This is a genomic window from Sediminibacterium sp. FW305-C-269, assembly GCF_058231045.1.
Genome location: NZ_JBIQXQ010000003.1, coordinates 23,046 through 46,953, shown reverse-complemented (window position 1 = coordinate 46,953; position 23,908 = coordinate 23,046). Strand labels below are relative to the sequence as shown.

The following is a 23,908-nucleotide window of genomic DNA, read 5'->3' as shown; positions in this document are numbered from 1 at the left end:
CATCAAAAAAGCCACCTTTTCAGGTGGCTTTTTTGTCTATTTCCCAGAAAGAGTCGCTTATTTAGCGTCTCCCTCTCCTTCCTGTAATTTGGCTTTGATCTCGGCCAGTGCACCCAGGTCGCCCAGGGTTGCTTTTTCTACCTTAGACTGGATATTTTTCACCGCTTTTTTGGTGTTATCCGCTTCAGCTTTGGCTTCTTTTTTCTCCGCTGCTACCGCATCAGCTACGTTCTGTTCCCAGATACGTGCATGGCTAAGAACGATACGTTTTTCGTTACGATCGAACTCGATCACCATGAACTGAGCAGTTTCATCGGCCTGCACCTGTTTGCCATCTTCCTTGTTCAGGTGACGGTTAGGGGCAAAACCTTCGAGACCATACTGTAACTGAACCAGGGCTCCCTTGTCATCCTTACGGGTAACAGTGCCTTCGTGGATGGTACCTACAGCAAAGGTATCTTCCAGTGCATTCCAGGGATCTTCTTCCAGTTGTTTGTGGCCCAACTGCAGTTTGCGGTTCTCTTTATCAATGCTTAAGATGATGATATCGATCTGCTCGCCAACTTTGGTGTAGTCGGTTGGGTGGTTGAAACGCTTTAACCAGCTCAGGTCGCTGATGTGGATCATACCGCCGATACCTGGTTCCAGCTCAACAAATACACCGTAAGGAGTGATGTTTTTCACCAGACCTTTGTGTTTGCTGCCTTCAGGGAATTTGGTTTCGATGGTATTCCAGGGATCCTGGCTCATTTGTTTGATGCTCAGGCTCATCTTGCGGGAATCCTTATCCAGGGTAACCACTTTTGCTTCGTACTCATCGCCCAGTTTGAAGAATTCCTTCGCGTTGATCGGCGTATTGGCCCATGTGATCTCTGATACATGTACCAGACCTTCCACACCAGGCTGAATTTCCAGGAACGCACCGTAATCTTCAATATTCACCACTTTACCTTTCACTACTGAACCTTCGGCCAGGCCTTCAGGCAGCACATCCCATGGATGTGGCGTCAGTTGTTTCAGACCCAGGCTGATACGTTTCTTGTCGTCGTCGAAATCCAGTACCACCACTTGTAATTTCTGGTCCATCTTCACCACTTCGCTTGGGTGAGAGATACGGCCCCATGAAATATCGGTTATGTACAACAGACCATCCAGACCACCGAGGTCCATGAATGCACCGAAATCTGTGATGTTCTTCACCACACCTTCCAGTACCTGTCCTTTTTCGAGTTTGCTCATGATCTCTGCACGCTGTGCTTCGATATCGCTTTCGATCAGGGCTTTGTGTGATACTACGGCATTCTTGATGGTTTCGTTGATCTTAACCACTTTGAATTCCATGGTCTTGCCTACGAACTGATCGTAATCAGTTACTGGCTTCACATCGATCTGAGAACCTGGCAAGAATGTTTCCATTCCAAACACGTCTACGATCAATCCACCCTTGGTTTTGCTGGTAACGGTTCCGGTAATCACTTCTCCGGTCTTATGTACTTCCACAATTCTTTCCCATGCACGGAAAATGCGGGCTGATTTGCGGCTCAGGTGCAGGTTACCGGAACGGTCTTCTTTCTCCACTACCATCACTTCCACTTCATCACCTATTTTCAGTCCTGGCACATCGCGGAATTCGTTCAGGGAAACGAGGCCATCACTTTTAAAACCGATGTTTACAACCACATCTGTTTTGGTCAAAGCAACTACCCCACCTCTTACAATCTCGCCATCATTGATCTGTACGAAAGTGTCATCATACACTTTGTCGTACTTCATTCTTTCTGTTTCAGCATAGTGACTCACATTACGCTTGTCAATGCTCCAGTCAAAATCATCATGAGCGGTTTCAATTACCGGCTCTGCCACAGGTGCATTTGTTGTCGCAGTAGTAACTTCTACAGCTTCTGAAGCTGCAGCGTTCTCCTGAGCATCTGCGTTTAGTTGTTTGTTAATAAGATTCATAAAATACCCGATGGTTTTATTTCGGGGGAGCAAAGGTAGGGAATATTGAATATTGAATGGTGAACAAGGAAGGATGAATGATGTAACTTATTGATAATCAATAAAAAAATGTTGAAGTGTGTACACTTCAACATTCAAAATTCCTTGTTCACCATTCAATATTCTACTGGTTTCTCTCAATTCCCAGTTCCAGGCCCCTCAATTCTGCCAGGCCTCTTAAACGGCCGATGGCGGTGTAACCGGGGTAGGCTCCGGATTTTTTCAGGTCGTCCAGCATCTGGTGACCATGATCCGGGCGCATAGGAATGGAGATACCGCGGCGTTTCTGCACCTGAACGATCTCCTTCACCACAGCATACATATCCACGTCGCCATCCAGGTGATCGGCTTCATAGAAATTACCCAGGTCATCCCTTCGGGTACTTCTGAGGTGGAGGAAATGAATATAATCACCCAGGCGTTTTACCATACCGGGCAGATCATTATCCGGGCGTACCCCGAAAGAGCCGGTACAGAAACAAAAACCATTGGCAGGTGAAGCAACAGCAGCGAGCAGGTCATGGGCGTCCGCTTCGGTGCTCATGATACGTGGCAGCCCCAGCACTGAATAGGGAGGATCATCCGGATGGATGGCCATTTTCAATCCAAGTGATTCTGCCACGGGAACCACTTCGCGCAGGAAATGGAAAAGATGTTCTTTCAGTTTGGCGCGGTCAATGCCTTCGTATTTCTTCAGCGCGTCAAAGATCTGTTCCGGCGTAAACTGCTCGCGACTACCGGGCAATCCCAGCAAAGTATTCTTGCACAGGAGGTCTTTCTCTTCCTGCGACATGGAAGCCAGCTTCTGTTTACCTCTTTCGATCTCTTCCGGAGTATAATCTTTTTCTGCGCCGGGTCTTTGTAAAAGGAACAGGTCGAACGCGATGAAAGCCGCTTTCTCAAAATACAGGGCACGACTTCTGTCGGGCATTTCGTATGCAATATCTGTCCTTACCCAATCCAGTATCGGCATGAAATTGTAGGTGACCACTTTCAGACCGCAGGTGGCTACATTGTGCAGGCTGATCTTATATTTTTCGATCCACTCCTGGAAGTTGCCGTACTGCCTCTTGATATCTTCATGCACGGGCAGGCTTTCAATCACGGTCCAGGTCATGCCCGCAGCTTCGATCAATGCCTTCCGTTCGTTGATGGCTTCAACCGTCCAGATCTCCCCTACCGGAATCTGGTGCAAAGCGCTGACCACGCCGGTACATCCGGCCTGGCGTATATCCCAAAGATCAACCGGGTCTTCCGGTCCATACCATCGCATAGTGTGTTCCATTGCCATAACGCTTGCTTTTTGTCAAACCTAAAAGTATCCCCACATATTTCATCGATCCCGACAGAAAAAATTTGCGAAATCGATGGCGGGAACGTCGTTCGTGAGTAGTGAGTAGTGAGTAGGAAGTAAAACACTCACCATTGACTACTCACTACTCACGATTCACGACTCACTACTCACGCTCCCCCTACCAGAAAATCGTATACAACGCTGTCAGAATACCGCCTACGATCAAAGTCCCTACCGCAAAAGCAGGGTTGAGTTTAAACATAGATTTATCTATCTCAAGTCCGTTGGTCTTGACACCGCGTTTATTTTCAACAGTACTGATGATCCACATGCCGATGATACAGATCACAAATACGAAACCCATCCTGTCGATAAAAGGTATTTCATAGATTCCTTCCACTTTTGCGGCGAAGCCCATGGGTTCGAGGAAAGAGAGGTCGGCAAATTTGGGAAGGAACTTGAAGAATACGGAGAACACAAATCCGCCCACGGTTGCAAACAATGCTGCATTGGAAGTGGTCTTTTTCCAGAAAAAACCCAGGATGAACATGGCGAAGATACCGGGCGATACAAAGCCGGTATATTCCTGTATGAATTCAAAGCCGCCTTTTTTATCGATACCCAGGAACGGCGCAATAAGAACAGCAACGAGCAGGGCCATGATCACTGAGATCTTTCCGATCCAGACCATTTTCTTTTCGCTGGCATCAGGATCGATTTTTTTCTTGTAGATATCGAGCGTAAAAATAGTGGCGATACTATTGGCCTTGCCTGCCAGGGACGCTACCACCGCAGCAGTGAGAGCGGCAAATGCCAGTCCTTTCAAACCAGGCCCTAACAGGTTCAGCATAACGGGATAGGCATTGTCCTGCACCAGTTCTCCATTCACCATCATCTGGTCCTGGAAACCGCCTTCGTTATACAATACATATGCAGCAATTCCTGGCAGCACAACGATCACAGGCATCAACAGTTTCAGGAATGCGGCAAAGAGCAGACCACTTCTTGCTGTCTTCAGGTCGGCCCCTAACGCTCGCTGCGTGATATACTGATTACAACCCCAATAGTTCAGGTTTACGATCCACATGCCGCCGATCAATACGGTGAGGCCTGGCAGACTGATAAAATTGGGATTATCTTTTTTCAGGATCATATGAAAATGATCATCGGCTTTTTCAGTAAGCAGCTTCAACCCATTCATGACACCTGTTGTTCCGAACTTTTCGGATACCAGTGTCAATGCAAGATAGGTAGTAGCCAATCCACCCACAATCAGGAAGAACACCTGGATCACATCCGTATAACCGATCACTTTCATACCACCCAATGTGATGACAATGGCAAATAAGGCGAGGAATATCATACAGAGATACAGAGGCAACCCGGAGATGGCATGGATAGCCAATGCGCCCAGGTATAAGATCGACGTCAGGTTCACTACGACATACAATAACAACCAGAATACCGCCATAATCATTGCCACCGTACTGTTATAACGCTGGTTCAGAAATTGCGGCATGGTATAGATCTTATTCTTCAGGTATACCGGAATAAAAAAGATGGCTACGATCAACAATGTGGCAGCTGCCATCCACTCGTAGGTTGAGATGGCGAGTCCCATTTTAAATCCATTACCACTCATTCCGATCATCTGTTCGGCAGAAATATTAGAAGCGATCAGCGATGCGCCGATGGCCCACCAGGTAAGTGATCCTTCGGCCAGGAAATAATCGTGTGAAGCAGTAGTGCTCGCTTTTTTCTTACGCCGGTACACCCAGTATCCATAGGAAGCAACAATGATAAAGTACACGAGAAAAACAATGTAATCCGCAGTTTGCAATGATCTCATAATGACGGTTATTTATTGGTGGGGGTGTGGTTTTGAATCTTGATAAAACATAAAAGACGGCCAAAGAGTATGGTTCTTTTCATGCCGGCGTTTATTTAACAGAAAACTGGTAACGTGTGAGGGAACGATAGGTCTCGCCAGGTTTTACAATTGTATTCGGAAAAAACGGTTGATTGGGAGCATCCGGAAAATGTTGCGTTTCCATACAAAAAGCAGCATGTTGCCGGTATGGCTGTTGCTGCTTTCCTTTCAGGGTCCCATCCAGGAAATTTCCGGTATAGAATTGCAGTCCGGGCTCTGTCGTGAATACTTCCATAAACCTGCCACTGGAGGCATCATATGCAGTCGCCATTTTTTCAAGGTCATTGCCCTTACGGTTCAATACCCAGTTATGATCATACCCCCCTTTTACAGCAGCCAGTTCTGCACCGATCTTTTTGGGAGATGTAAAATCCATTGGGGTTCCTTTTACGGCAGGCAACTGGCCTGTCGGTATCAACAGACTATCCACTGCCGTAAACTTTTCTGCCTGTATCATCACTTCATGATCCAGGATGGTATTCTGGTTTCCGGCAGATAAATTAAAATAACAATGATTGGTCAGATTCACCGGGGTGGCTTTATCTGTGGTGGCGCTGTAAGCGATCTGCAGGGCATTATCGGAACTGAGTGTGTACACTACTTCTATCATAAGATTACCCGGGAAACCCTGATCGCCATCTTTACTGGTATACGTAAGTTTCAGACTGCTGTCGCCGGCCGGCTTACTGGCCTGCCAGATCACTTTATCAAGTCCCTGCAGACCTCCATGTAAAGTATTACCATGATCATTCAGGGTAAGCTGATAAGTCCGGCCATCCAATATGAATTTTCCTTTGGCAATCCGGTTGCCATAACGTCCCACCAGACATCCGAAATATGGATTTGCTTTCTGCAGGTATCCGGACAGTGAATCGAAGCCCAGTACCACATCTCCCAAGATCCCCTTTCTGTCAGGAACCCACAGCTGTGTAACGGTTCCGCCATAGTTCAGAATGCTTACCCGCATACCCTGCGGGTTGGTCAGTGTATATTGTACCACTGTATCATTTTGGATAATTCCAAAACGCTGCTCTGTTATTTTAAAGCCCATTTGAGAAGGTTCGGTATGGGTTGTACTGTTCTGGCAGGAGCTGAATAATACCAACATGACTGCCAGAAAAAAAAGACCCTGTTTATTCATATGTTTATTTTATATATCCGGATTAGGCTGTTTTCCGCTCTACACTTTCTGTTATATCATACTTTGCTTAAAACACCTCAGACTCTGACCAGTATCCGTTTTAAAATTAGTTTAAATAAACCGGTTGATCAGGTTTTCCAGATATTCCTGTTTTCCGCTAACGACTCTGGGTTCTCCCTGTGCGATGGCGAACTCGCGTAGCCCCTCAAGCGTCATCTTGCCTGTCTCAAAATCCTTCCCTGCACCACTGTCAAATGATGCGTACCTGTCTTTCCGGATTTTTTGATAATCTGAATGCTGCAGTACCTGGTCCGCCACAATCAGCGCTCTGGCAAACACATCCATACCACCGATATGGGCATAAAAAAGGTCTGCCGGGTCGGTAGAATTCCGTCTGCGTTTGGCATCGAAATTAATACCACCTCCTGCAAAGCCACCTGCTTCCAGCACTACCAGCATAGTCTCTGCCAACTCATTGATATTATTGGGAAACTGGTCCGTATCCCAACCGTTCTGATAATCGCCCCGGTTGGCATCCATGCTGCCCAGTACCCCTGCATCAGCTGCCACCTGGAGTTCATGCTGGAAAGTATGCCCGGCAAGTGTTGCATGGTTCACTTCAATATTCAATTTAAAATCATTCAGCAGATCGAACTGGCGTAGGAAACCGATCACTGTTTCGCTGTCATAATCATACTGGTGTTTGCTTGGCTCACAAGGTTTGGGCTCTATAAAGAAGGTTCCGGTAAAACCCTGCCTGCGTGCATAATCTTTGGCCGTGTGCAGGAATCGGGCCAGATGTTCTTTCTCCCGTTTCATATCGGTATTCAGCAAGCTCATATACCCTTCACGTCCACCCCAGAATACATAGTTCTCACCTCCCAGTGCAATCGTGGCATCCAATGCCGCTTTTACCTGTGCGCCGGCATGTGCCAACACATGAAAATCGGGATTCGTGGCTGCTCCATTCATGTAGCGACGGTTACTGAAAAGATTCGCAGTACCCCATAACAATTTTACACCGCTGGCAGCCTGTTTCTCTTTGGCATATTCGACCAGCGCCTGTAGCCTTCTCTCATTCTCGAGTACATTATCCGTATAGTCCACTACATCCACATCATGAAAACAGTAGTATGGAATATTCATTTTGGTAATGAACTCAAAAGCTGCATCCATCTTGTCCTTTGCTCTTTCTACTGCATCTGCTTTTGCGTTCCATGGATACAGATGCGTAGGTTCCCCAAACGGATCGCCTCCATTTCCTACAAAGGAATGCCAGTAGGCACAGGCAAAACGTAACCAGTCTTTCATGGCTTTGCCGGCTACTACCTTGTCTGCATCGTACCAACGAAAGGCCAATGGATTATCACTGCCGGTTCCTTCATATTTTACCTGGCCTATCCCCTGAAAAAATTCTTTACTGCCTGTTATTACTTTCATATTGTGATGGTTTGATCATGAAAAATTTTATGATGAGGTAAGTTTTTTCTGCAGCAAGTTTTCCCACTCCTGGTACAGGATGTCATAAGGTTTTGTATCGGAGGGCTCCACTACTTTCAATTTCTTCATGTTCTCGAAAGCTTCTTTTTCATTTGAATAAATACCTGCGCCAATACCGGCACCTAGTGCGGCACCCACACTTCCATCACAGGCATACAATTCAACAGGGACACCGGTGGTATTGACAAAGGTTTCTGTAAATACATCACTAAGAAACAGGTTGGCCCTGCCTGCGCGTATCACTGAGGGCTGCAAACCATTGCTACGCATAATATCCAGTCCATAACGGAAAGAAAAAGCGATACCCTCCTGTGCCGCCCGGAATAAATGTGCTGATCCATGTTTGTTAAGATCAATATTCAGCACATGTGCCCCAATGGTTGCATTATTCAGCATTCTCTCCGCGCCGTTACCGAAAGGCAGGATAAAAAGTCCCTCACTACCCGGTTGAATGGCAGCTGCTGCTATATTCATTTCGTGATAGTCCAGCTGCGCCCCGCTTATATTGCGTATCCAGTTATTGAGGATACCTGTTCCATTGATGCACAACAGGATTCCCAGCCGCTGCTGCAGTGCACTATGATTGACATGTGCAAACGTATTGACACGGGATTGCGGATCGTAAGTCAGTATGTCGCTAACACTATAAATCACACCAGATGTTCCGGCAGTGGCAGCGATCTCACCGGGTTGCAGCACATTCAGCGATAAGGCATTATTCAACTGATCGCCCGCCTTATATGATACCGGGATACCGGCTTTTAATCCCAGCATGGCAGCGATCTCCGGGCTTACCATTCCATGAGGTTCAAATACTTTTTTGACTGGCGGGATGATTGCCGTATCAAAACCATAATAGGCAAACACATCTTTCGACAGTTCCTGTTCGGCAAAATCCCAGAAGATTCCTTCCGACAGAGCAGAAAGTGTTGTGCTCGTTTGGCCGGTGAATTTCATGGCAATAAAATCTCCGGGCAATAAAACCTGGTCAATCTGCTCGTAAAGCTCCGGTTCATGGGCTTTTACCCAAGCCAATTTGGATGCAGTGAAATTACCCGGTGAATTCAATAAATGGGAAAGGCATTTCTCGGGACCGATAGCAGCAAAAGCTGCATTACCAATGCTTACTGCACGGCTATCGCACCAGATAATACTATCCCGGAGAACATGTTGTCTTTTATCCACCAATACCAGTCCATGCATCTGGTAACCGATACCAATTGCCGCTATATCTGCTGGATGATATTTTCCGGTGGCATGGGCTTTTAGAATAGCCTGCTGTACATGTTGCCACCACATTTCGGGCGACTGCTCTGCCCAACCTGATTGTGGGGAACTGATACCTGATTCGGATTCGGGGTACTGCACCGATGTTATGGGTTGCTGGGTAACGGCATCTACCACAGATACCTTGATCGAAGAAGTGCCAACATCTATACCGAGTAATAACATGACAAATTTTTAATCTTCAGACAGTATTCTTGTGTCATTTCTGGTCTTCTGAACACGGAAGTTCCCGGCACCCGCAGGCATGACCTATCTAATGTCGTGAGTTTTTTTGAGAGTGCAACCGATTGCGTAAAATATTTTTTTCATTCGTTTCTACCAACTCGCCCCTCCAAGCATATCGCCTGGAGAGATGATACCCAAAAAAACAAAATAGCTATGACCAGATATTCAGAAATAGTCAGTATTGCATGGGGTATCCGGGTAAATAAATGATCACGAAAACGATGATCGTAAAAAACAAAGTGGTGGATAAGGGAGATTTTTAAGTAAAAACTTATATTGTAACCGATTGACTAATATGCGCCGCGAAAAAGAGATTACAATCTACGACATTGCAAAACAGCTCGACCTGTCGGCCGCTACAGTAAGTCGTGCGCTGAAAGACCATCCTTCCATCAATAAACACACCAAGAAGAAAGTAGCCGCACTAGCTACAAAACTGGGTTATCGGTCCAATAGTTTTGCCAGCAACCTGCGGAAACAGCACAGCAATACCATCGGTGTGATGGTACATGAATTGAGAAGCCAATTCATCACATCGGTACTTGCAGGCATTGAAAAAGTGACCACCGAAGCCAATTATGACCTGATCATCGCCCATTCATCTGAAAGTGCCGCCAAAGAATCAGCGAATGCACTCAATCTTTTTCACAAACGAGTAGACGGACTTATCGCATCACTCTCTTTTGACACCACCAACCTTGACCACTTTACAACATTTGAGAAGAAGGGTATACCAGTCATTTTTTTTGATCGTGTATTTGAGGATGCAGAGGGTGCCAAAGTAATCATCAATAACCGAAAAGCCGGTTACGACGCCACCACTCACCTCATAGAACAGGGATGCAAACGTATTGCCCACATTACGGCTAACCTGCAACGAAACGTATATTCAGAAAGACTGAAGGGCTATCAGCAGGCACTTACCAAACACAAGCTTAGATACAATGACAAACTGGTGATCGTTGATGACCTGAGTGAAGAAGCCAGCATACGTTCCGCAAAAAAAATCCTGGCGATGAAACCGTTGCCCGACGGAATCTTTATCACCAATGATTATTGCGCAGCCGTATGCATGCAGGTGCTGAAAGAAGCTGGCATACGCATACCGGAAGATATTGCTGTAGTTGGTTTCAACAATGATGCCATTTGCAAGATCATCGAGCCCAAACTCAGCACCATCAACTACCCGGGTATGGAAATTGGTGAGATTGTGGCCAGGAATCTCATCAATCACCTGCAGGGCGGTTCAAATATCAACCTGACCAACACCATTATCATAAAATCAGAGCTGATCGCAAGGGCATCGTCATTGAAAGGAAAAAACAGGTAAGTCCGTAACATCCACTGTTGCATACTTATTCAGTATATCCCGACAGAAGCATAATGATTGAAACGTAGTACCAAACTCATAAATCACGCCTCATCAAAATTCCGTACATGAAAAAAATTTCTTTTTTAGTTGCATTGGGGGTTTCATCCGGTCTATTAGCACAAAATATAATTACCCTTCAGGCTGACAAAGGCAAGGAAACCATCAACCGAAATATCTACGGGCATTTTGCAGAACATCTGGGACATTGTATTTACGGTGGTTTTTATGTTGGCGAAAACAACAAAACTATTCCGCACAAAGATGGGGTGCGACTGGATGTGATCGCCGCTTTAAAAAAACTGAAAGTGCCTGTATTACGCTGGCCCGGTGGCTGTTTTGCTGACACCTATCACTGGAAGGATGGTGTGGGTCCAAAAAACAAACGTCCCTCAATGCTGAATGTATGGTGGGGCAATGTAAAAGAAGACAACAGTTTTGGCACCAATGAATTCCTGAACATGTGCGAAATACTAGGAGCCGAACCTTACCTGAGCGGAAATGTAGGTAGCGGTACATCACAGGAACTGGCCGACTGGGTAAAATATGTAAATCATCCCAATAACAGCAGTCCCATGACAGATCTGCGGCAACAGAATGGCCGAGCCAATCCCTGGAAAGTAACTTTCTGGGGTATCGGTAATGAAGCCTGGGGTTGCGGAGGCAACATGAAACCGGAGTATTATGCCAATATATACAGGCAATATGCAACATTCATGACAGACTGGAGCAATAAAGAGAAAATTTACCGGATCGCTTCCGGAGCCAGTGATGCCGATTACAACTGGACAGAAGTGCTGATGCGTGATATTCCGCATAATATGCTGGATGCAGTAGCGCTGCACCATTATTCTGTGATCAACTGGAATAAAAAAAGTTCCGCCAAAGATTTTAACGAAGAAGAATACTATACCACCATGCAGCGGGCTCTGGAAATGGAAGAATTGGTAACAAAACACAGCGCCATCATGGACAAATACGATCCCAGGAAAAAAGTGGCACTGGTAGTAGACGAATGGGGCGGATGGTATGATGTAGAGCCCGGCACCAATGGATCCTTCCTGTACCAGCAAAACACCATGCGCGACGCTATGATTGCCGGCACAACCCTGAATATTTTCAACAATCATTGCGACAGGGTAAGAATGGCGAATCTTGCACAGATCATCAACGTACTGCAGGCGGTAATCCTTACCAATGAAGAGAGAATGATTCTGACGCCGACCTATCATGTAATGGAAATGTATAACGTACACCAGGATGCAACTTTAGTACCGATATCGATCAACAGCAATGAATACAAAATGGGTAAAGAGAAGCTGAAAGCTATTTCAGCATCCGCCTCAAAAGATAAAAACGGGTTGACCCATATCTCGCTGGTAAATATTGACGCAAAGGCTTCACAGGAAATTACCATACAGATCAGTGGCGCCCAATATACTTCTATCAGTGGCAGCATCCTGAGTGCCGATAAACTCCAGAGTCACAACAGTTTTGAAGCTCCGGAAAGTGTCACTCCAAAAACTTTTACCGGCGCAACCCTATCAGGTTCCTCTGTAAAATTGAGCTTGCCTCCTTTTTCCGTTGTGGTACTGGAAATGAAATAAAATCATTGATTCATTTATCCTAAAATAAAATGTATGCATAATAAAACAACTGTTGTCAACTGGCGCATAACCTGTCTGCTATTGCTGTCTCTGTTGTCATTTACTTCAACTCAGGCTCAGTCCGACTCACTGGGTATTTTTGACCATCAGGGAGACATAGGCGAACCTGCCTTAAAAGGGATGGTCATGTACAACAAAAAGGAACAGACATACCTGCTTTCGGGTGCCGGCAAGAATATGTGGTTCAATCAGGACCAGTTCCAGTTTGCCTGGAAAAAGATCAAGGGTGATTTCATCATAAAAGCCACTATCCGTTTTATAGGCAAGGGCGCAGATGAACACCGAAAAATTGGCATCATCGCAAGAGATCAGCTGACTCCCGGTTCACGCCATGTAAACGCCTGTGTACATGGAAACATACTCAGTTCCCTGCAATACAGGCAGTCGGAAGGAGACTCTACCAGGGAACTACCCATATCCTCCTTTCATCCTACTGAAATAGAACTGGAACGCTCAGGCAATGTATTTACTTTTTCTGCCGCCAGTACCGGCGAAAACTATAAATCAGTGCGTAAAGAAATCATCCTGAATGAAGAAGTATATGCGGGTATTTATATCTGTTCCCATGCAGAAAATAGTCTGGAACAAGCTGTATTCAGCAATGTGCGCATCATCATTCCTCCCTCCCGTGATTTTCAGACTTACCGCGATTACCTGGGAAGTCACCTCGAAGTAATGGATATCGCTACCGGACACCGCAAGATTTTGCATAGCGCTCCCAATTCATTGCAGGCACCTAACTGGACACCCGATAACAAATACCTTATTTACAACGAAGAGGGCCTGTTACGCAGATATGAACTGGCCACAGGAAAAATTTCTATACTGAATACGGGCTTTGCCAAAGAAAACAATAACGACCATGTACTTTCATTTGATGGCAAACAAATGGCTATCAGTAACCATACAGGACCCGAACATACTTCAGTCATTTACACTTTACCCATTGGCGGATCCGACAAACCCAAACAGATCACATCCGAAAAAGACGGGCATTCTTACCTGCATGGCTGGTCGCCGGATGGCAGCAAACTGCTTTTTACCGGGCAACGCGGAAAAGATTGGAATATCTGGTCTGTTGATATTGCTACTAAAAAACAAACCCGGTTAACAGAAGACCCCTTGTTGGATGACGGACCCGAATATACCCCTGACGGCAAATATATTTATTTCAATTCCGTCCGTACGGGCACCATGAAACTCTGGAGAATGAAACCAGATGGCTCAAAACAGGAGCAGGTAACATTTGATGAATACAACGACTGGTTCCCGCATATATCACCAGATGGCAAGTGGATCGTGTTCATTTCCTTTCCCAAAGAGATCGACCCTTCCTCCCATCCTTTTTACCAGAAAGTGTATCTGCGATTGATGCCTGCAGGTGGCGGTGTTCCCAGAACCATTGGGTATGTGTATGGCGGACAGGGAACCATCAATGTTCCCAGTTGGTCGCCCGATAGTAAAAAAATTGCTTTTGTGAGTAATACTAAATTATGATCATGCTATCAGGCAATGATTTTATGCATCTTCCTGAAATTTCCGGAAGATGCATTACATTCATTCACAATCCGCTCCCAATAAACATATGAGACTGTATAAAACAAGTGGCGGCCTATTTATCGAGAAAAAAAATCAGTTTTATCCTGTAGCAGAAAAAAACTGGGATAGCTTTATTAATGATGATTCGCTGTTTGAGAAAATGGAGCATATCATCAGGAACAGTGAGGCGCTGAGCGAGCCAATAGCAGCACTCGAATGGCAGGCGCCAATCGGATCACAGGAACTATGGGCTTGCGGAGTTACTTACCTGCGAAGCAAACTGGGACGGCAAGAGGAAGCAAAGAATGCAGGCGGCAGTGATTTTTACGCGAGAGTCTATGATGCCGAACGGCCCGAAGTATTTTTTAAAGCCACCCCACACCGGGTAGTGGGGCCAGGAGCAAAAGTGAATATCAGGGAAGACTCTATCTGGGATGTACCGGAACCTGAACTAACGCTGGCGGTGACTTCTTCCGGGAAAATTGTCGGGTACACAATTGGCAATGACATGAGCAGTCGCAGCATTGAAGGAGAGAATCCTTTGTACCTGCCGCAGGCAAAAACATACGATGCCTGTGCCGCCATCGGGCCCTGTATTTATGTACCAGGGCAGCCCATAGAACTGAATACCCAGATACAACTTGACATCTGCCGTAACAACCGGAAAGTGTTTACCGGACAGGTAAAGATCAGCCAGATGAAACGAACGCCGGAAGAGCTGGTCTCTTACGTATACCGGGCATGCAGTTTTCCGGCCGGTTGCCTGATCATGACAGGAACAGGCATTGTACCTGCCAGCGATTTTACCTTACTGCAGAGCGATGAGATCCGCATCAGTATAGATAAAATAGGAACACTTATCAATACCGTACGTTAAATCCAATACAAAGCCCATGGTATTCCTCATCATTTTATTTGCGATTGCATTACAGGTATTCCTTACCGTAAAAAAAATAAGTCCATACCTGTCGCTCCTGGTGGTTGCCATTGTATCCGGCCTGTTGTTAGGCATGGAACCTTCGGCACTGCTGGCTTCTATTGAAAAAGGGGTGGGCAGCACGCTCGGTGGACTTGCCCTCATTGTGTGCCTGGGCGCCATTCTTGGGAAAATATTGGAAACCAGCGGTGCCGCCGAACAGATCTCCGGAACACTGATTAATGGTTTTGGCGAAAAAAATATTCAGTGGGCTGTACTACTCACCGGTTTTCTCATCGGAATCCCGCTTTATTACAATGCAGGTTTTGTAATACTGGTACCGTTGGTATTCTCTATCGCCCGGAGAACCGGCCTTCCTTTATTGTATATCGTTATGCCCATGGCGGCTTCCTTGTCAACAACACACTGCTTTCTTCCTCCTCATCCCGGTCCGGTAGTACTGGTCAATGCCTTTCATGCCGATATGGGAAAAACACTGATGTATGGTCTTGTGATAGCCATTCCTGCAGTGATCATTGCCGGACCTGTGCTGGGAAGGATTTTAAAAAACAGGAAAGCAGGCAGTTACGATCTTTTTGGAGATACGGACCCGGTTGCACACCAACACCTCCCTTCTGTTTTGTCCAGTTTCTGCATTGCCCTGATGCCGGTTGTACTGATCAGTATAGCTGTGATCGCCAATCTTATCCTTGACAAAGAAAATATGCTTCGTCGTTTTCTGGCTTTTACCGGTGACTCTACCATTGCCTTATTGCTCGCCGTTATTGCCGCTATCTATTTCTTTGGATTACGGATCCACAAAACCATGCCACAGGTAATGCAATGGGCATCTGATGCCATTTCCGGTATTGCGGTGATCCTACTGACCATTACGGCAGGTGGAGTATTCAAGCAGGTGCTGATAGATAGTGGTACCGGCAGTTATATTTCCTCTTTCAGCAGTAAACTGGAAATGCCTCCCCTTTTGTTTGCCTGGATCTTAACAGCACTATTACGTGTTACGATGGGTTCAGCAACCGTTGCTGGATTAACGGCAGCAGGTATTGTATCACCACTTGTCGTTGCTGGTCATGTATCACCTGAACTGATGGTTCTGGCTGTAGGGGCCGGCAGCGTATTTGGATCGCATATCAACGATTCAGGTTTCTGGATGTATAAGGAATTCTTTCGGTTGTCTTTAAAAGAAACATTCCTGTCGTGGACGGTCATGGAAACATTAATCTCCATCATCGGCCTCGCAGGAATATGGATACTTCAGCTGTTTATCCGGTAAACAGCACAAAATATTTTCCGATCGTTTATCCTTACGATTGTATGTAACTATGCAGGTGTGAGATGGTTTCCTGCTGTGTTGAAATAGTTTCCGTAACCACATCATTGATAGAAATGATACCCGCCAGCTGACCATTTTCGATCACAGGCAGGTAGCGAATATGTTTATCCGACATCAGCTGCATACAGGCTTCCACCGTATCCGACTGTTTGATCACAGGAAAATCAGTGGTCATAATTTCCCGCACCGGGGTTTCACTTGAATGACGTCCCATCAGGATCACTTTCCGGGAATAATCGCGTTCTGTCATAATACCCAGGAAAGTATCATTTTCCATGATCACCACAGAACCAATATTCTGCTCAGACATGATCTTTAATGCGGCGATAACAGTAGTATCTGGCGTTACGGTAGTTACCCGGTTCCCTTTTCTTTTTAGAATATCGCTTACTTTATGCATATGGCAGGATTTATCACATAAGTTAACACAATTTCTCCGGATTGACAAGCCGGATATTTTTTAACCCATACTAACTAATTGAAAATCAGATTTAAAAACGTCTTATAGCAAGACCAACCAGAGATTTGAGCAAAAAAAGAGAATAGGGTATTCCAAACCCCATTACAGTTCTGTAACTTAATACTCATTAAAACGCGTTATATGAAAAAAATACTGATCATCGTTGTTGCTGTTTTTGGTTTGGCTACCGCTTCATTTGCCCAGGCCAAACCTTCGTCAGAAAAAGCCAAAGCAGCCACCAGCAAGACCACCCCGGCGGATACAAAAAAAGCCAGTACTGCCGCACCTGTTAAAAAAGACGGCACGCCCGACATGCGTTACAAAGCCAACAAGGAAGCCACCAAAGCTGCCCCTGCCGGTCCATTGAAAAAAGATGGCACACCGGATATGCGCCACAAAGCCAATAAAGAAGCTGCAGCTAAAAAGAAAGGATAACCCATGTATGCGCATAAAAAAACCTTCCTCATAATGGAAGGTTTTTTTATGTCTTATGTTCGTATATGTCAGCGTGTAAATTAATCTGTTTTCAAAGCCTTATTGATCAGGAAGATCATATTCGTCCTGTGCGCTTTGATTTCCTCATTTCCGGAAACAGCAGCCGATAATCTGGTTCTGTGTTTTTTCACTGGATACAAAGCTGCTGCCCTGGATCCATGATCCTATGGCGAATCATCCGCTGTTAACTGTCCGTACTAGGAATAAGCACTTTTACATAAACTGTCCAAATCCTGCTATAAATGGCGGAAATACCCTGCTATTCAATTGCTGCGGCCGCTACAGATCGTGCAGCGATCCAGCCACTGGTCCAGGCATGCTGAAAATTGAAGCCACCGGTGATACCATCTACGTCCAGTATTTCTCCGGCAAAATAGATCCCGGTTTGTTTACGGCTTTGCAGGGTATTGGGATCTACTTCTGCCAGCTGAATACCCCCACAGGTAACAAATTCTTCTTTAAAAGTGGTTTTGCCTTTCACCGGAAATTCCTGTGCAGAAAGGTTTTTGATCAGTTTATTCTGTTGTTTAGCAGGTAATTCAGCCCATCTTATATCGGGGTTAATATCGCTTACCTGTAACAGGTATGACCACAACCTGTTGGGCAGACCAAACGGGTTCCTGTTACTCATTTTCATGGTGGCATGGGTTTCCCGATAAGAAGACCAGGCCATACGCAGATCCTGTTCTGTCTGACCAGGCAGCCAGTTTACCAGTAAGGTAAAATGATATTGCTTATCGGCCAGTTCTCTGGCGCCCCAGGCAGATAAGCGCAGGATGGCAGGTCCACTCATACCCCAATGAGTGATCAGTAGCGGCCCCTGCTCTGTCAGTTTGGTACCCAGTACTTTTACAGCAGCGTTTTCTACTGCAACACCCATCAGTTCTGTAATACTGTTGCCCGGCATATTACACGTGAATAACGAGGGAACAGGTTCGGAAATACTATGTCCCAACTCCCGCAACCAACCGAACATAGGCGATCTCGAATAACCGCCACAGGCAATGCACACATGACCAGCTGTAAATACCGCATTGGGAGTATGGATGGAAAAGCCATCCGATGTGACCGTTATCCGCTTTACTTCACACTGCATCAGTATTTTCACACCATATTTGTCGGCTTCTTTCAACAGGCAGTTCACGATCGTTTGTGAGTCGTCCGTTACAGGGAACATCCTGCCGTCTGCTTCTGTTTTCAATTGAACACCACGTTCCGAAAACCATGCAATGGTATCACGGGGATTAAAAGAGTGAAAGGTTTTTTTAACAAAATGCTGTCCCCTCGGATATTGTTTCACCAGTTCAGGGATATCAAAACAAGCATGTGTAACATTACATCGTCCGCCACCGCTCACTTTTACTTTCGACAATAATTTATTCGATTTTTCAACTATGGTCACTTTCAGTTCCGGGTTCATGCGTGCCGCATTCACTGCACAGAAAAATCCGGCAGCTCCGCCTCCAATTACAAACAGTGATTTGTCTCTCATATTAATGCATCATCATAATCGCCGCCATGGTTTCTATACCATTCCACAAGTTCCGGATGCGTATATTTTCATTCTCGGCATGCTGGTTATTATCGTGGTTCGCTACGGGAACCGTAATGGTAGTGGCTTTCAGATGTTTCTCGAACAAGAAAAGCGGCAAGCTGCCACCCATGGTAGGGATCAACACTACTTTATCAGAAGTCGTACTTTTCACAGCTTCGATCACATCCTTTACCACCGGCAGGTCCATGGGAGTTCTTTGCGCATTATACCCTCCACTGAGTTTCACCCTGGCAATACGGGGAAATATTTTTCTTTCCGCATCTGTCGGTTCTTCTTCCGTAACATAATACCCTTGTTCACGGATATGGTTCACGACCCGCTCCTGCTGCCTTTTATAATCATTACCCGGAACCATTCGAAGGTCAAGTACTGCTGAAGCCGTTGTGGGTATCACATTACTGGCTTTCGCCCCCACATTGCCACTTTGCATGCCATTGATGTTCAGGGAAGGTATCATAATCGCTTCTCCAAGATCAATGCCGGGCATTTCTTCCGTAACAAAATGTAATTCCTCCTTTAACTGGTCACCAACGGGAGGCATTTCACTGATCGCTTTTTTCTCTTCCGTTGTCAACGGTATTACGTCGTCATAAAATCCACGGATGGTCACACGACTTTTTTCATCTTTCATGGAGGCCAATAACCTGGCCAGTAACAATCCGGGATTCGGTGCCCAGTTGCCGTAATGCCCACTATGCAAAGGGCGGGTTGCTCCATAGATCGTAACGTCTACATGCGCATCACCCCTGGCACCAAATAATATGGCTTTTTTGCCTGATTGATGAACAGGCCCGTCACAGATGATCCAAAGATCCGACTTGAGTAAAGCTTTGTGTTTGTCAAAAAGGCTTCCCAGGTTGGGTGATCCTGCTTCTTCCTCCCCTTCAAAAAAGAACTTGATATTATAATGCAACGGTAAACCTGCTTTTTGTATGGCTTCATAACCGTTGAGTATGGCCATGATACCTGCTTTATCATCCGAAGCTCCACGGGCATACATGCGCCAGTCAGGATCATATTTACCCGCTATTCCGGGAAATGGTATGATAGCGGCTCCCTGCTCCAGCGAGCCATTTACCAACTTCGGCATAAATGGTTTCAAGCCTTTTGCCCACTGTGTGCTATCTACCGGCTGACCATCATAATGCGCATAAAAAATGAGTGTACGGGTAGCGCCTGGCACCATTACTTCTCCATAAATAGCAGGTGTGGCGGTCCTGGATTCATTGTGCAGCAACTGTACATGTTGTATATTCCTCTGCTGCATCATCTGCATGATAAAAGCGGCATTCCTGCTCAGGCCCGCTTTATCCGAAGCAATATTGGGGATGGATAAAAAACGGATATATTCCTGCATCCATATAGTCTCCTTCTGCTCGCGTACAGAACGGATCCGAAGGATCTCATCCGATTGCGAATGAACAAATAGAGGAAGCAATAAGCATATCAGCAATTTTCTCATCTTACCGGTTTTACCGTAAGATAACAAGAAAAGATCAGTAATAACGGGTGTTCAGGTTGGTGTTTGCCTTCTCGGCCGCTTCTATGATGCTGTAATCAGACAAGACCAATGCCTGGTTCCTTTTGATACAAACATCATGTTCAAAATGGACCGATGGTTTGCCATCGCGGGTCCTAACGGTCCAGCCATCCTCTTCCGTATACACTTCGCGTGAGCCAAGATTGATCATTGGCTCAATGGCCAGCACCAGGTTTTCTTTGAGTTTGGGTCCTGTTCCACGTTTGCCATAATTGGGCACCTGCGGGTCTTCGTGAAGACTGCGGCCCAGCCCGTGACCTACCAATTCCCGCACCACACCATATCCATACTTCCTTTCAGTATGTTCCTGTATGGCATAAGAGATATCTCCTACCCGGTTATTCACAATAGCTTTTTCAATCCCTTTGTATAAAGACTCTTTGGTCACTTTAACCAGTTGCAATACTTCAGGTGATACTTCACCCAGGATAAATGTATAAGCATGATCTCCATGCCAGCCATTCAGAATCACGCCCATATCTACAGAAACAATATCCCCCTCTTTCAGAGCGATATTGTTGGGGAAACCATGTACCACCACATCGTTTACAGACGCACAGACATTAAACGGATAACCCCGGTAATTATAAAACGAGGGAATGGCTTTATGATCTTTCACAAAATCACCACAGATCTTATCGATCTGCAGGGTGGTCATACCAGGCTTCAGCACTTTCGCCACTTCGGTAAGCGTTTTACTTACCAATAGCGCTGCTTCTTTCATTAAGGCGATCTCCGCCTCTGTCTTATGGATCATCATGTTACTGCGTCTTGTCATTATTCAAAAAAAAGAAACCTGTCGTCCCATGGTAGCGGGGAGACAGGTTTACAAAGTTCGTGATTATTTCTATTAAATCGTTGTGGTAGATACGGTTTGTCTTCCCTGTACGCGACCACTCTTCATCAGGCCATCGTACTGACGCATCAACAGGTAAGTTTCGATCTGCTGTAAGGTATCAAGTACCACACCCACCATGATCAGCAGGGAAGTGCCTCCGAAGAAAGAGCTAAAGCCCTGCGTAACACCCAAACGCTGCGCAAAACCAGGAAGGATACCAACAAACGCCAGGAAAATGGCACCTGGTAAAGTGATCTTATCCATGATAGAACCGATATAATCAGCAGTAGGCTGACCTGGTTTTACACCTGGAATAAAACCATTGTTACGTTTCAGGTCTTCAGAAATCTGCTTAGGATTGAAGATCAATGCAGTATACAGGAAGGTAAATCCGATCACCATTACAGAGTAGATGACCATATACCAAACGTTACTGTGATCGTTGAATATCTTAACGATACCCTGCGCTGAATCTATATTGGTAAAAGAGACCAGAGTAGGCAGGAACATGATTGCCTGGGCGAAGATGATCGGCATAACACCGGCGCTGTTCACTTTTACAGGCAGGAACTGGCGGGCACCACCGAACTGGCGATTTCCGATGATCTGCTTGGCATAGTTCACAGGAATCTTTCTTACACCCTGAACCAGGATGATCAGTCCCATGATGATGGTAACCAGAATAGCAATCTCAATCAGGAAGATCAACAGACCACCACCACCACGCTGTTCTTTCGCGGTAAATTCCTGGATGATAGATATAGGCAAACGGGATAAGATTCCGACCATGATGATGATGGAAGTACCGTTACCCAGGCCTTTATCCTGGATCTTCTCTCCCAGCCACATCACAAACAGGGTACCTGCTGTTAAGGTGATCACGGTAGAGAATCCGAAGAATGCTTTATAGGCAGGCAGGATGGCTTCAGCATAACCAGGACTGTTCAGGTAAGCCACATAAGCACCTGCCTGGAATACCGTTACGATCACGGTGAGATAACGGGTCCATTGATTGATCTTTTTACGGCCACTATCACCTTCTTTCTGCACTTTCTGCAATTGAGGAACCAGGATGGTCATCAGCTGCATGAAGATAGACGCGGAGATATAAGGCATGATACCCAGGGCCAGAATTGATGCCTGAGAGAACCCCCCCCCCGCAAACATATCGAAGATACCCAGCAAGCCATTGCTCTTGGCAGCTTTCTGGGCCAGTTCAATTTTGTTGGGATCCAGACCAGGTAACACGATATGGTTACCCAGGCGGTAAGTAAATACCAGGGCCAGCGTAAAGATGATCTTGTTACGCAGCTCTTCAATGGTCCAAATATTCTGTAAAGTCTTAACTAATTTTTTCACTTAAATGCAATTGAAAGCGTTAATACTCAAAACCAAAAAGACGCACTGGGTGCGTCTGGCAATTTACGTGAAATTACTTTACAATTTCAACAGTACCGCCGGAAGCTTCAATAGCTCCTTTTGCTTTTTCGCTGATGGCGTTCACTTTAAAGGTCAGTTTTGCCTTTAACTCGCCGGTTGCCAGTACTTTAACTTTGTCGGTACGGCTGATCAGTCCATTGATATACAGGTTCTCAAGGCTGAACTCGGTAAAACCATATTTTTCTGCCAGCTGATCTATCTGACCCAGGTTGAATACTTTGAACTCAACACGGTTGTTGTTCTTGAATCCACGCTTGGGGATACGACGCTGAATTGGCATCTGACCACCTTCGTGAGCCATTTTGCTTTTGTAACCGGCACGGCTTTGTCCACCTTTGTTACCTTTTGTTGATGTACCACCTTTACCGGATGCTTCACCACGACCAATACGGATTTCCTTGTGAGTTGAGCCTGCTGCAGGCTTGAGTGTGTGTAGTTTCATGTGTATCTGATTTGAACTTACGGGGTATCTCCCCTCGCAAATGATTTGAAAATTTGAGGACTTGAAAATTTGAAAATGAAAACAAAAATGAATCAACAGAAGCTGACTCATTTTCAAATTAGCACATTTTCACATTTTCAAATTGAAATTGCTATGCGATCTCTTCTACCTTCACCAGGTGGCTAACTTTGTTAACCATACCCAGGATCTGGGGAGTAGCTTCTACTTCTTTGGAAGCATTCAGCTTTTTCAAACCCAAAGCAATCAGGGTTTGTTTCTGACGCTCAGATCTGTCGATACCGCTCTTAACCTGTGTGATCTTAATCTTTTTCATGATGTTATCATTTGAACTGACTGCTGTCGGCTAGCGACAGGCGCCAGGTATTATCCGTTAAATACTTTGCTCAGTTTCAAGCTGCGGTTCTTGGCAACCTGGATGGGTTCTCTTAACAGACCCAATGCTTTGATGGTTGCTTTTACCACGTTGTGCGGATTGGCAGAACCGAGGCTCTTGGCCAACACGTCGGTCACACCGGCACTTTCCAGTACAGCACGCATGCTGCCTCCGGCGATCACACCCGCTCCATGAGCAGCTGGTTTGATCAACACTTTGGCTGCACCGTCTTTCGCCCACTGATCGTGAGGGATGGTTCCATGCATAACCGGAACTTTCACCAGGTTCTTCTTGGCATCTTCGATACCTTTTGAAATTGCTTCCTGTACTTCTTTCGCTTTACCTAAGCCCTGGCCTACCACACCATTTTCGTTTCCTACCACTACCAATGCTGAGAAGCTGAAAGTACGACCACCTTTGGTAGTTTTCACTACACGGTTAATGGCAACTACTTTCTCTTTCAGTTCCAGTTCGCCACCGGATTTTACCTTATTTACGTTTACTTTAGACATTTATCTAACGAT

General features: G+C 45.7%; 20 protein-coding genes. 6 read left to right on the top strand and 14 right to left on the bottom strand.

Features of this window, described 5'->3' with window-relative positions; genetic code table 11:
- Positions 1–57 precede the first annotated feature (57 nt).
- The 6 genes from rpsA to ACH3Y6_RS10125 all read right to left on the bottom strand — a co-directional run bounded on the left by rpsA (position 58) and on the right by ACH3Y6_RS10125 (position 9,315).
- Positions 58–1,959, bottom strand: a complete 1,902-nt coding sequence (gene rpsA / locus ACH3Y6_RS10150; RefSeq protein WP_490835500.1) for a 30S ribosomal protein S1 — start codon at positions 1,957–1,959, stop codon at positions 58–60.
- Positions 1,960–2,122: 163 nt separating this feature from the next.
- Entirely contained in the window at positions 2,123–3,289 is a 1,167-nt protein-coding gene (uxuA, locus tag ACH3Y6_RS10145) for a mannonate dehydratase (RefSeq protein ID WP_490835499.1), read from the bottom strand.
- Between the two features lie 181 nt (positions 3,290–3,470).
- On the bottom strand, positions 3,471–5,141 hold the full coding sequence (locus ACH3Y6_RS10140) for a sodium:solute symporter family transporter (RefSeq protein WP_490835498.1): 1,671 nt from the start codon (positions 5,139–5,141) through the stop codon (positions 3,471–3,473).
- A gap of 91 nt (positions 5,142–5,232) precedes the next feature.
- Positions 5,233–6,363 carry an aldose epimerase family protein gene (locus ACH3Y6_RS10135; RefSeq protein WP_490835497.1) on the bottom strand — a complete coding sequence of 377 codons (1,131 nt, stop codon included), beginning with the start codon at positions 6,361–6,363 and terminating at the stop codon, positions 5,233–5,235.
- Positions 6,364–6,474: 111 nt separating this feature from the next.
- A complete protein-coding gene (gene xylA / locus ACH3Y6_RS10130) occupies positions 6,475–7,803 on the bottom strand; it encodes a xylose isomerase (protein WP_490835496.1) in 1,329 nt (442 codons plus the stop codon).
- Positions 7,804–7,830: 27 nt separating this feature from the next.
- Positions 7,831–9,315 (bottom strand): xylulokinase, encoded by a 1,485-nt coding sequence (locus ACH3Y6_RS10125; protein ID WP_490835495.1) that lies wholly within the window; start codon positions 9,313–9,315, stop codon positions 7,831–7,833.
- Between the two features lie 355 nt (positions 9,316–9,670).
- Between ACH3Y6_RS10125 and ACH3Y6_RS10120 the strand changes: the two genes are divergently transcribed.
- The 5 genes from ACH3Y6_RS10120 to ACH3Y6_RS10100 all read left to right on the top strand — a co-directional run bounded on the left by ACH3Y6_RS10120 (position 9,671) and on the right by ACH3Y6_RS10100 (position 16,160).
- Positions 9,671–10,705 carry a LacI family DNA-binding transcriptional regulator gene (locus tag ACH3Y6_RS10120; protein ID WP_490835494.1) on the top strand — a complete coding sequence of 345 codons (1,035 nt, stop codon included), beginning with the start codon at positions 9,671–9,673 and terminating at the stop codon, positions 10,703–10,705.
- A 107-nt stretch (positions 10,706–10,812) separates the two neighbouring features.
- Positions 10,813–12,351, top strand: a complete 1,539-nt coding sequence (locus ACH3Y6_RS10115; protein ID WP_490835493.1) for an alpha-N-arabinofuranosidase — start codon at positions 10,813–10,815, stop codon at positions 12,349–12,351.
- A gap of 33 nt (positions 12,352–12,384) precedes the next feature.
- A complete protein-coding gene (locus tag ACH3Y6_RS10110) occupies positions 12,385–13,908 on the top strand; it encodes a TolB family protein (RefSeq protein ID WP_490835492.1) in 1,524 nt (507 codons plus the stop codon).
- An 88-nt stretch (positions 13,909–13,996) separates the two neighbouring features.
- Complete coding sequence (locus tag ACH3Y6_RS10105; protein WP_490835491.1) at positions 13,997–14,827, top strand: fumarylacetoacetate hydrolase family protein; 831 nt, start codon at positions 13,997–13,999, stop codon at positions 14,825–14,827.
- 16 nt (positions 14,828–14,843) lie between these two features.
- Positions 14,844–16,160 carry a gluconate:H+ symporter gene (locus tag ACH3Y6_RS10100; protein ID WP_490835490.1) on the top strand — a complete coding sequence of 439 codons (1,317 nt, stop codon included), beginning with the start codon at positions 14,844–14,846 and terminating at the stop codon, positions 16,158–16,160.
- Between the two features lie 31 nt (positions 16,161–16,191).
- Here ACH3Y6_RS10100 and ACH3Y6_RS10095 read toward each other — a convergent pair whose 3' ends face one another.
- Positions 16,192–16,620: a CBS domain-containing protein gene (locus ACH3Y6_RS10095; protein WP_490835489.1), complete on the bottom strand. Its 429-nt coding sequence runs from the start codon at positions 16,618–16,620 to the stop codon at positions 16,192–16,194.
- A 201-nt stretch (positions 16,621–16,821) separates the two neighbouring features.
- On the opposite strand from ACH3Y6_RS10095, the gene ACH3Y6_RS10090 reads away from it, so the two are divergent.
- Positions 16,822–17,115, top strand: a complete 294-nt coding sequence (locus ACH3Y6_RS10090) for a hypothetical protein (protein ID WP_490835488.1) — start codon at positions 16,822–16,824, stop codon at positions 17,113–17,115.
- A 319-nt stretch (positions 17,116–17,434) separates the two neighbouring features.
- On the opposite strand, the gene ACH3Y6_RS10085 is transcribed toward ACH3Y6_RS10090, so the two are convergent.
- The 7 genes from ACH3Y6_RS10085 to rpsE all read right to left on the bottom strand — a co-directional run bounded on the left by ACH3Y6_RS10085 (position 17,435) and on the right by rpsE (position 23,896).
- Entirely contained in the window at positions 17,435–18,667 is a 1,233-nt protein-coding gene (locus ACH3Y6_RS10085) for a BaiN/RdsA family NAD(P)/FAD-dependent oxidoreductase (protein WP_490835487.1), read from the bottom strand.
- A gap of 1 nt (position 18,668) precedes the next feature.
- Positions 18,669–20,192, bottom strand: a complete 1,524-nt coding sequence (locus tag ACH3Y6_RS10080) for a M20/M25/M40 family metallo-hydrolase (RefSeq protein WP_490835486.1) — start codon at positions 20,190–20,192, stop codon at positions 18,669–18,671.
- Positions 20,193–20,226: 34 nt separating this feature from the next.
- Complete coding sequence (map, locus tag ACH3Y6_RS10075) at positions 20,227–21,048, bottom strand: type I methionyl aminopeptidase (RefSeq protein ID WP_490835485.1); 822 nt, start codon at positions 21,046–21,048, stop codon at positions 20,227–20,229.
- Between the two features lie 72 nt (positions 21,049–21,120).
- Entirely contained in the window at positions 21,121–22,467 is a 1,347-nt protein-coding gene (gene secY / locus ACH3Y6_RS10070; RefSeq protein ID WP_490835484.1) for a preprotein translocase subunit SecY, read from the bottom strand.
- A gap of 73 nt (positions 22,468–22,540) precedes the next feature.
- Positions 22,541–22,990, bottom strand: a complete 450-nt coding sequence (rplO, locus tag ACH3Y6_RS10065) for a 50S ribosomal protein L15 (RefSeq protein ID WP_490835483.1) — start codon at positions 22,988–22,990, stop codon at positions 22,541–22,543.
- 151 nt (positions 22,991–23,141) lie between these two features.
- Positions 23,142–23,324: a 50S ribosomal protein L30 gene (gene rpmD, locus ACH3Y6_RS10060; protein WP_490835482.1), complete on the bottom strand. Its 183-nt coding sequence runs from the start codon at positions 23,322–23,324 to the stop codon at positions 23,142–23,144.
- A gap of 50 nt (positions 23,325–23,374) precedes the next feature.
- On the bottom strand, positions 23,375–23,896 hold the full coding sequence (gene rpsE, locus ACH3Y6_RS10055; protein WP_490835481.1) for a 30S ribosomal protein S5: 522 nt from the start codon (positions 23,894–23,896) through the stop codon (positions 23,375–23,377).
- Positions 23,897–23,908: the final 12 nt, after the last annotated feature.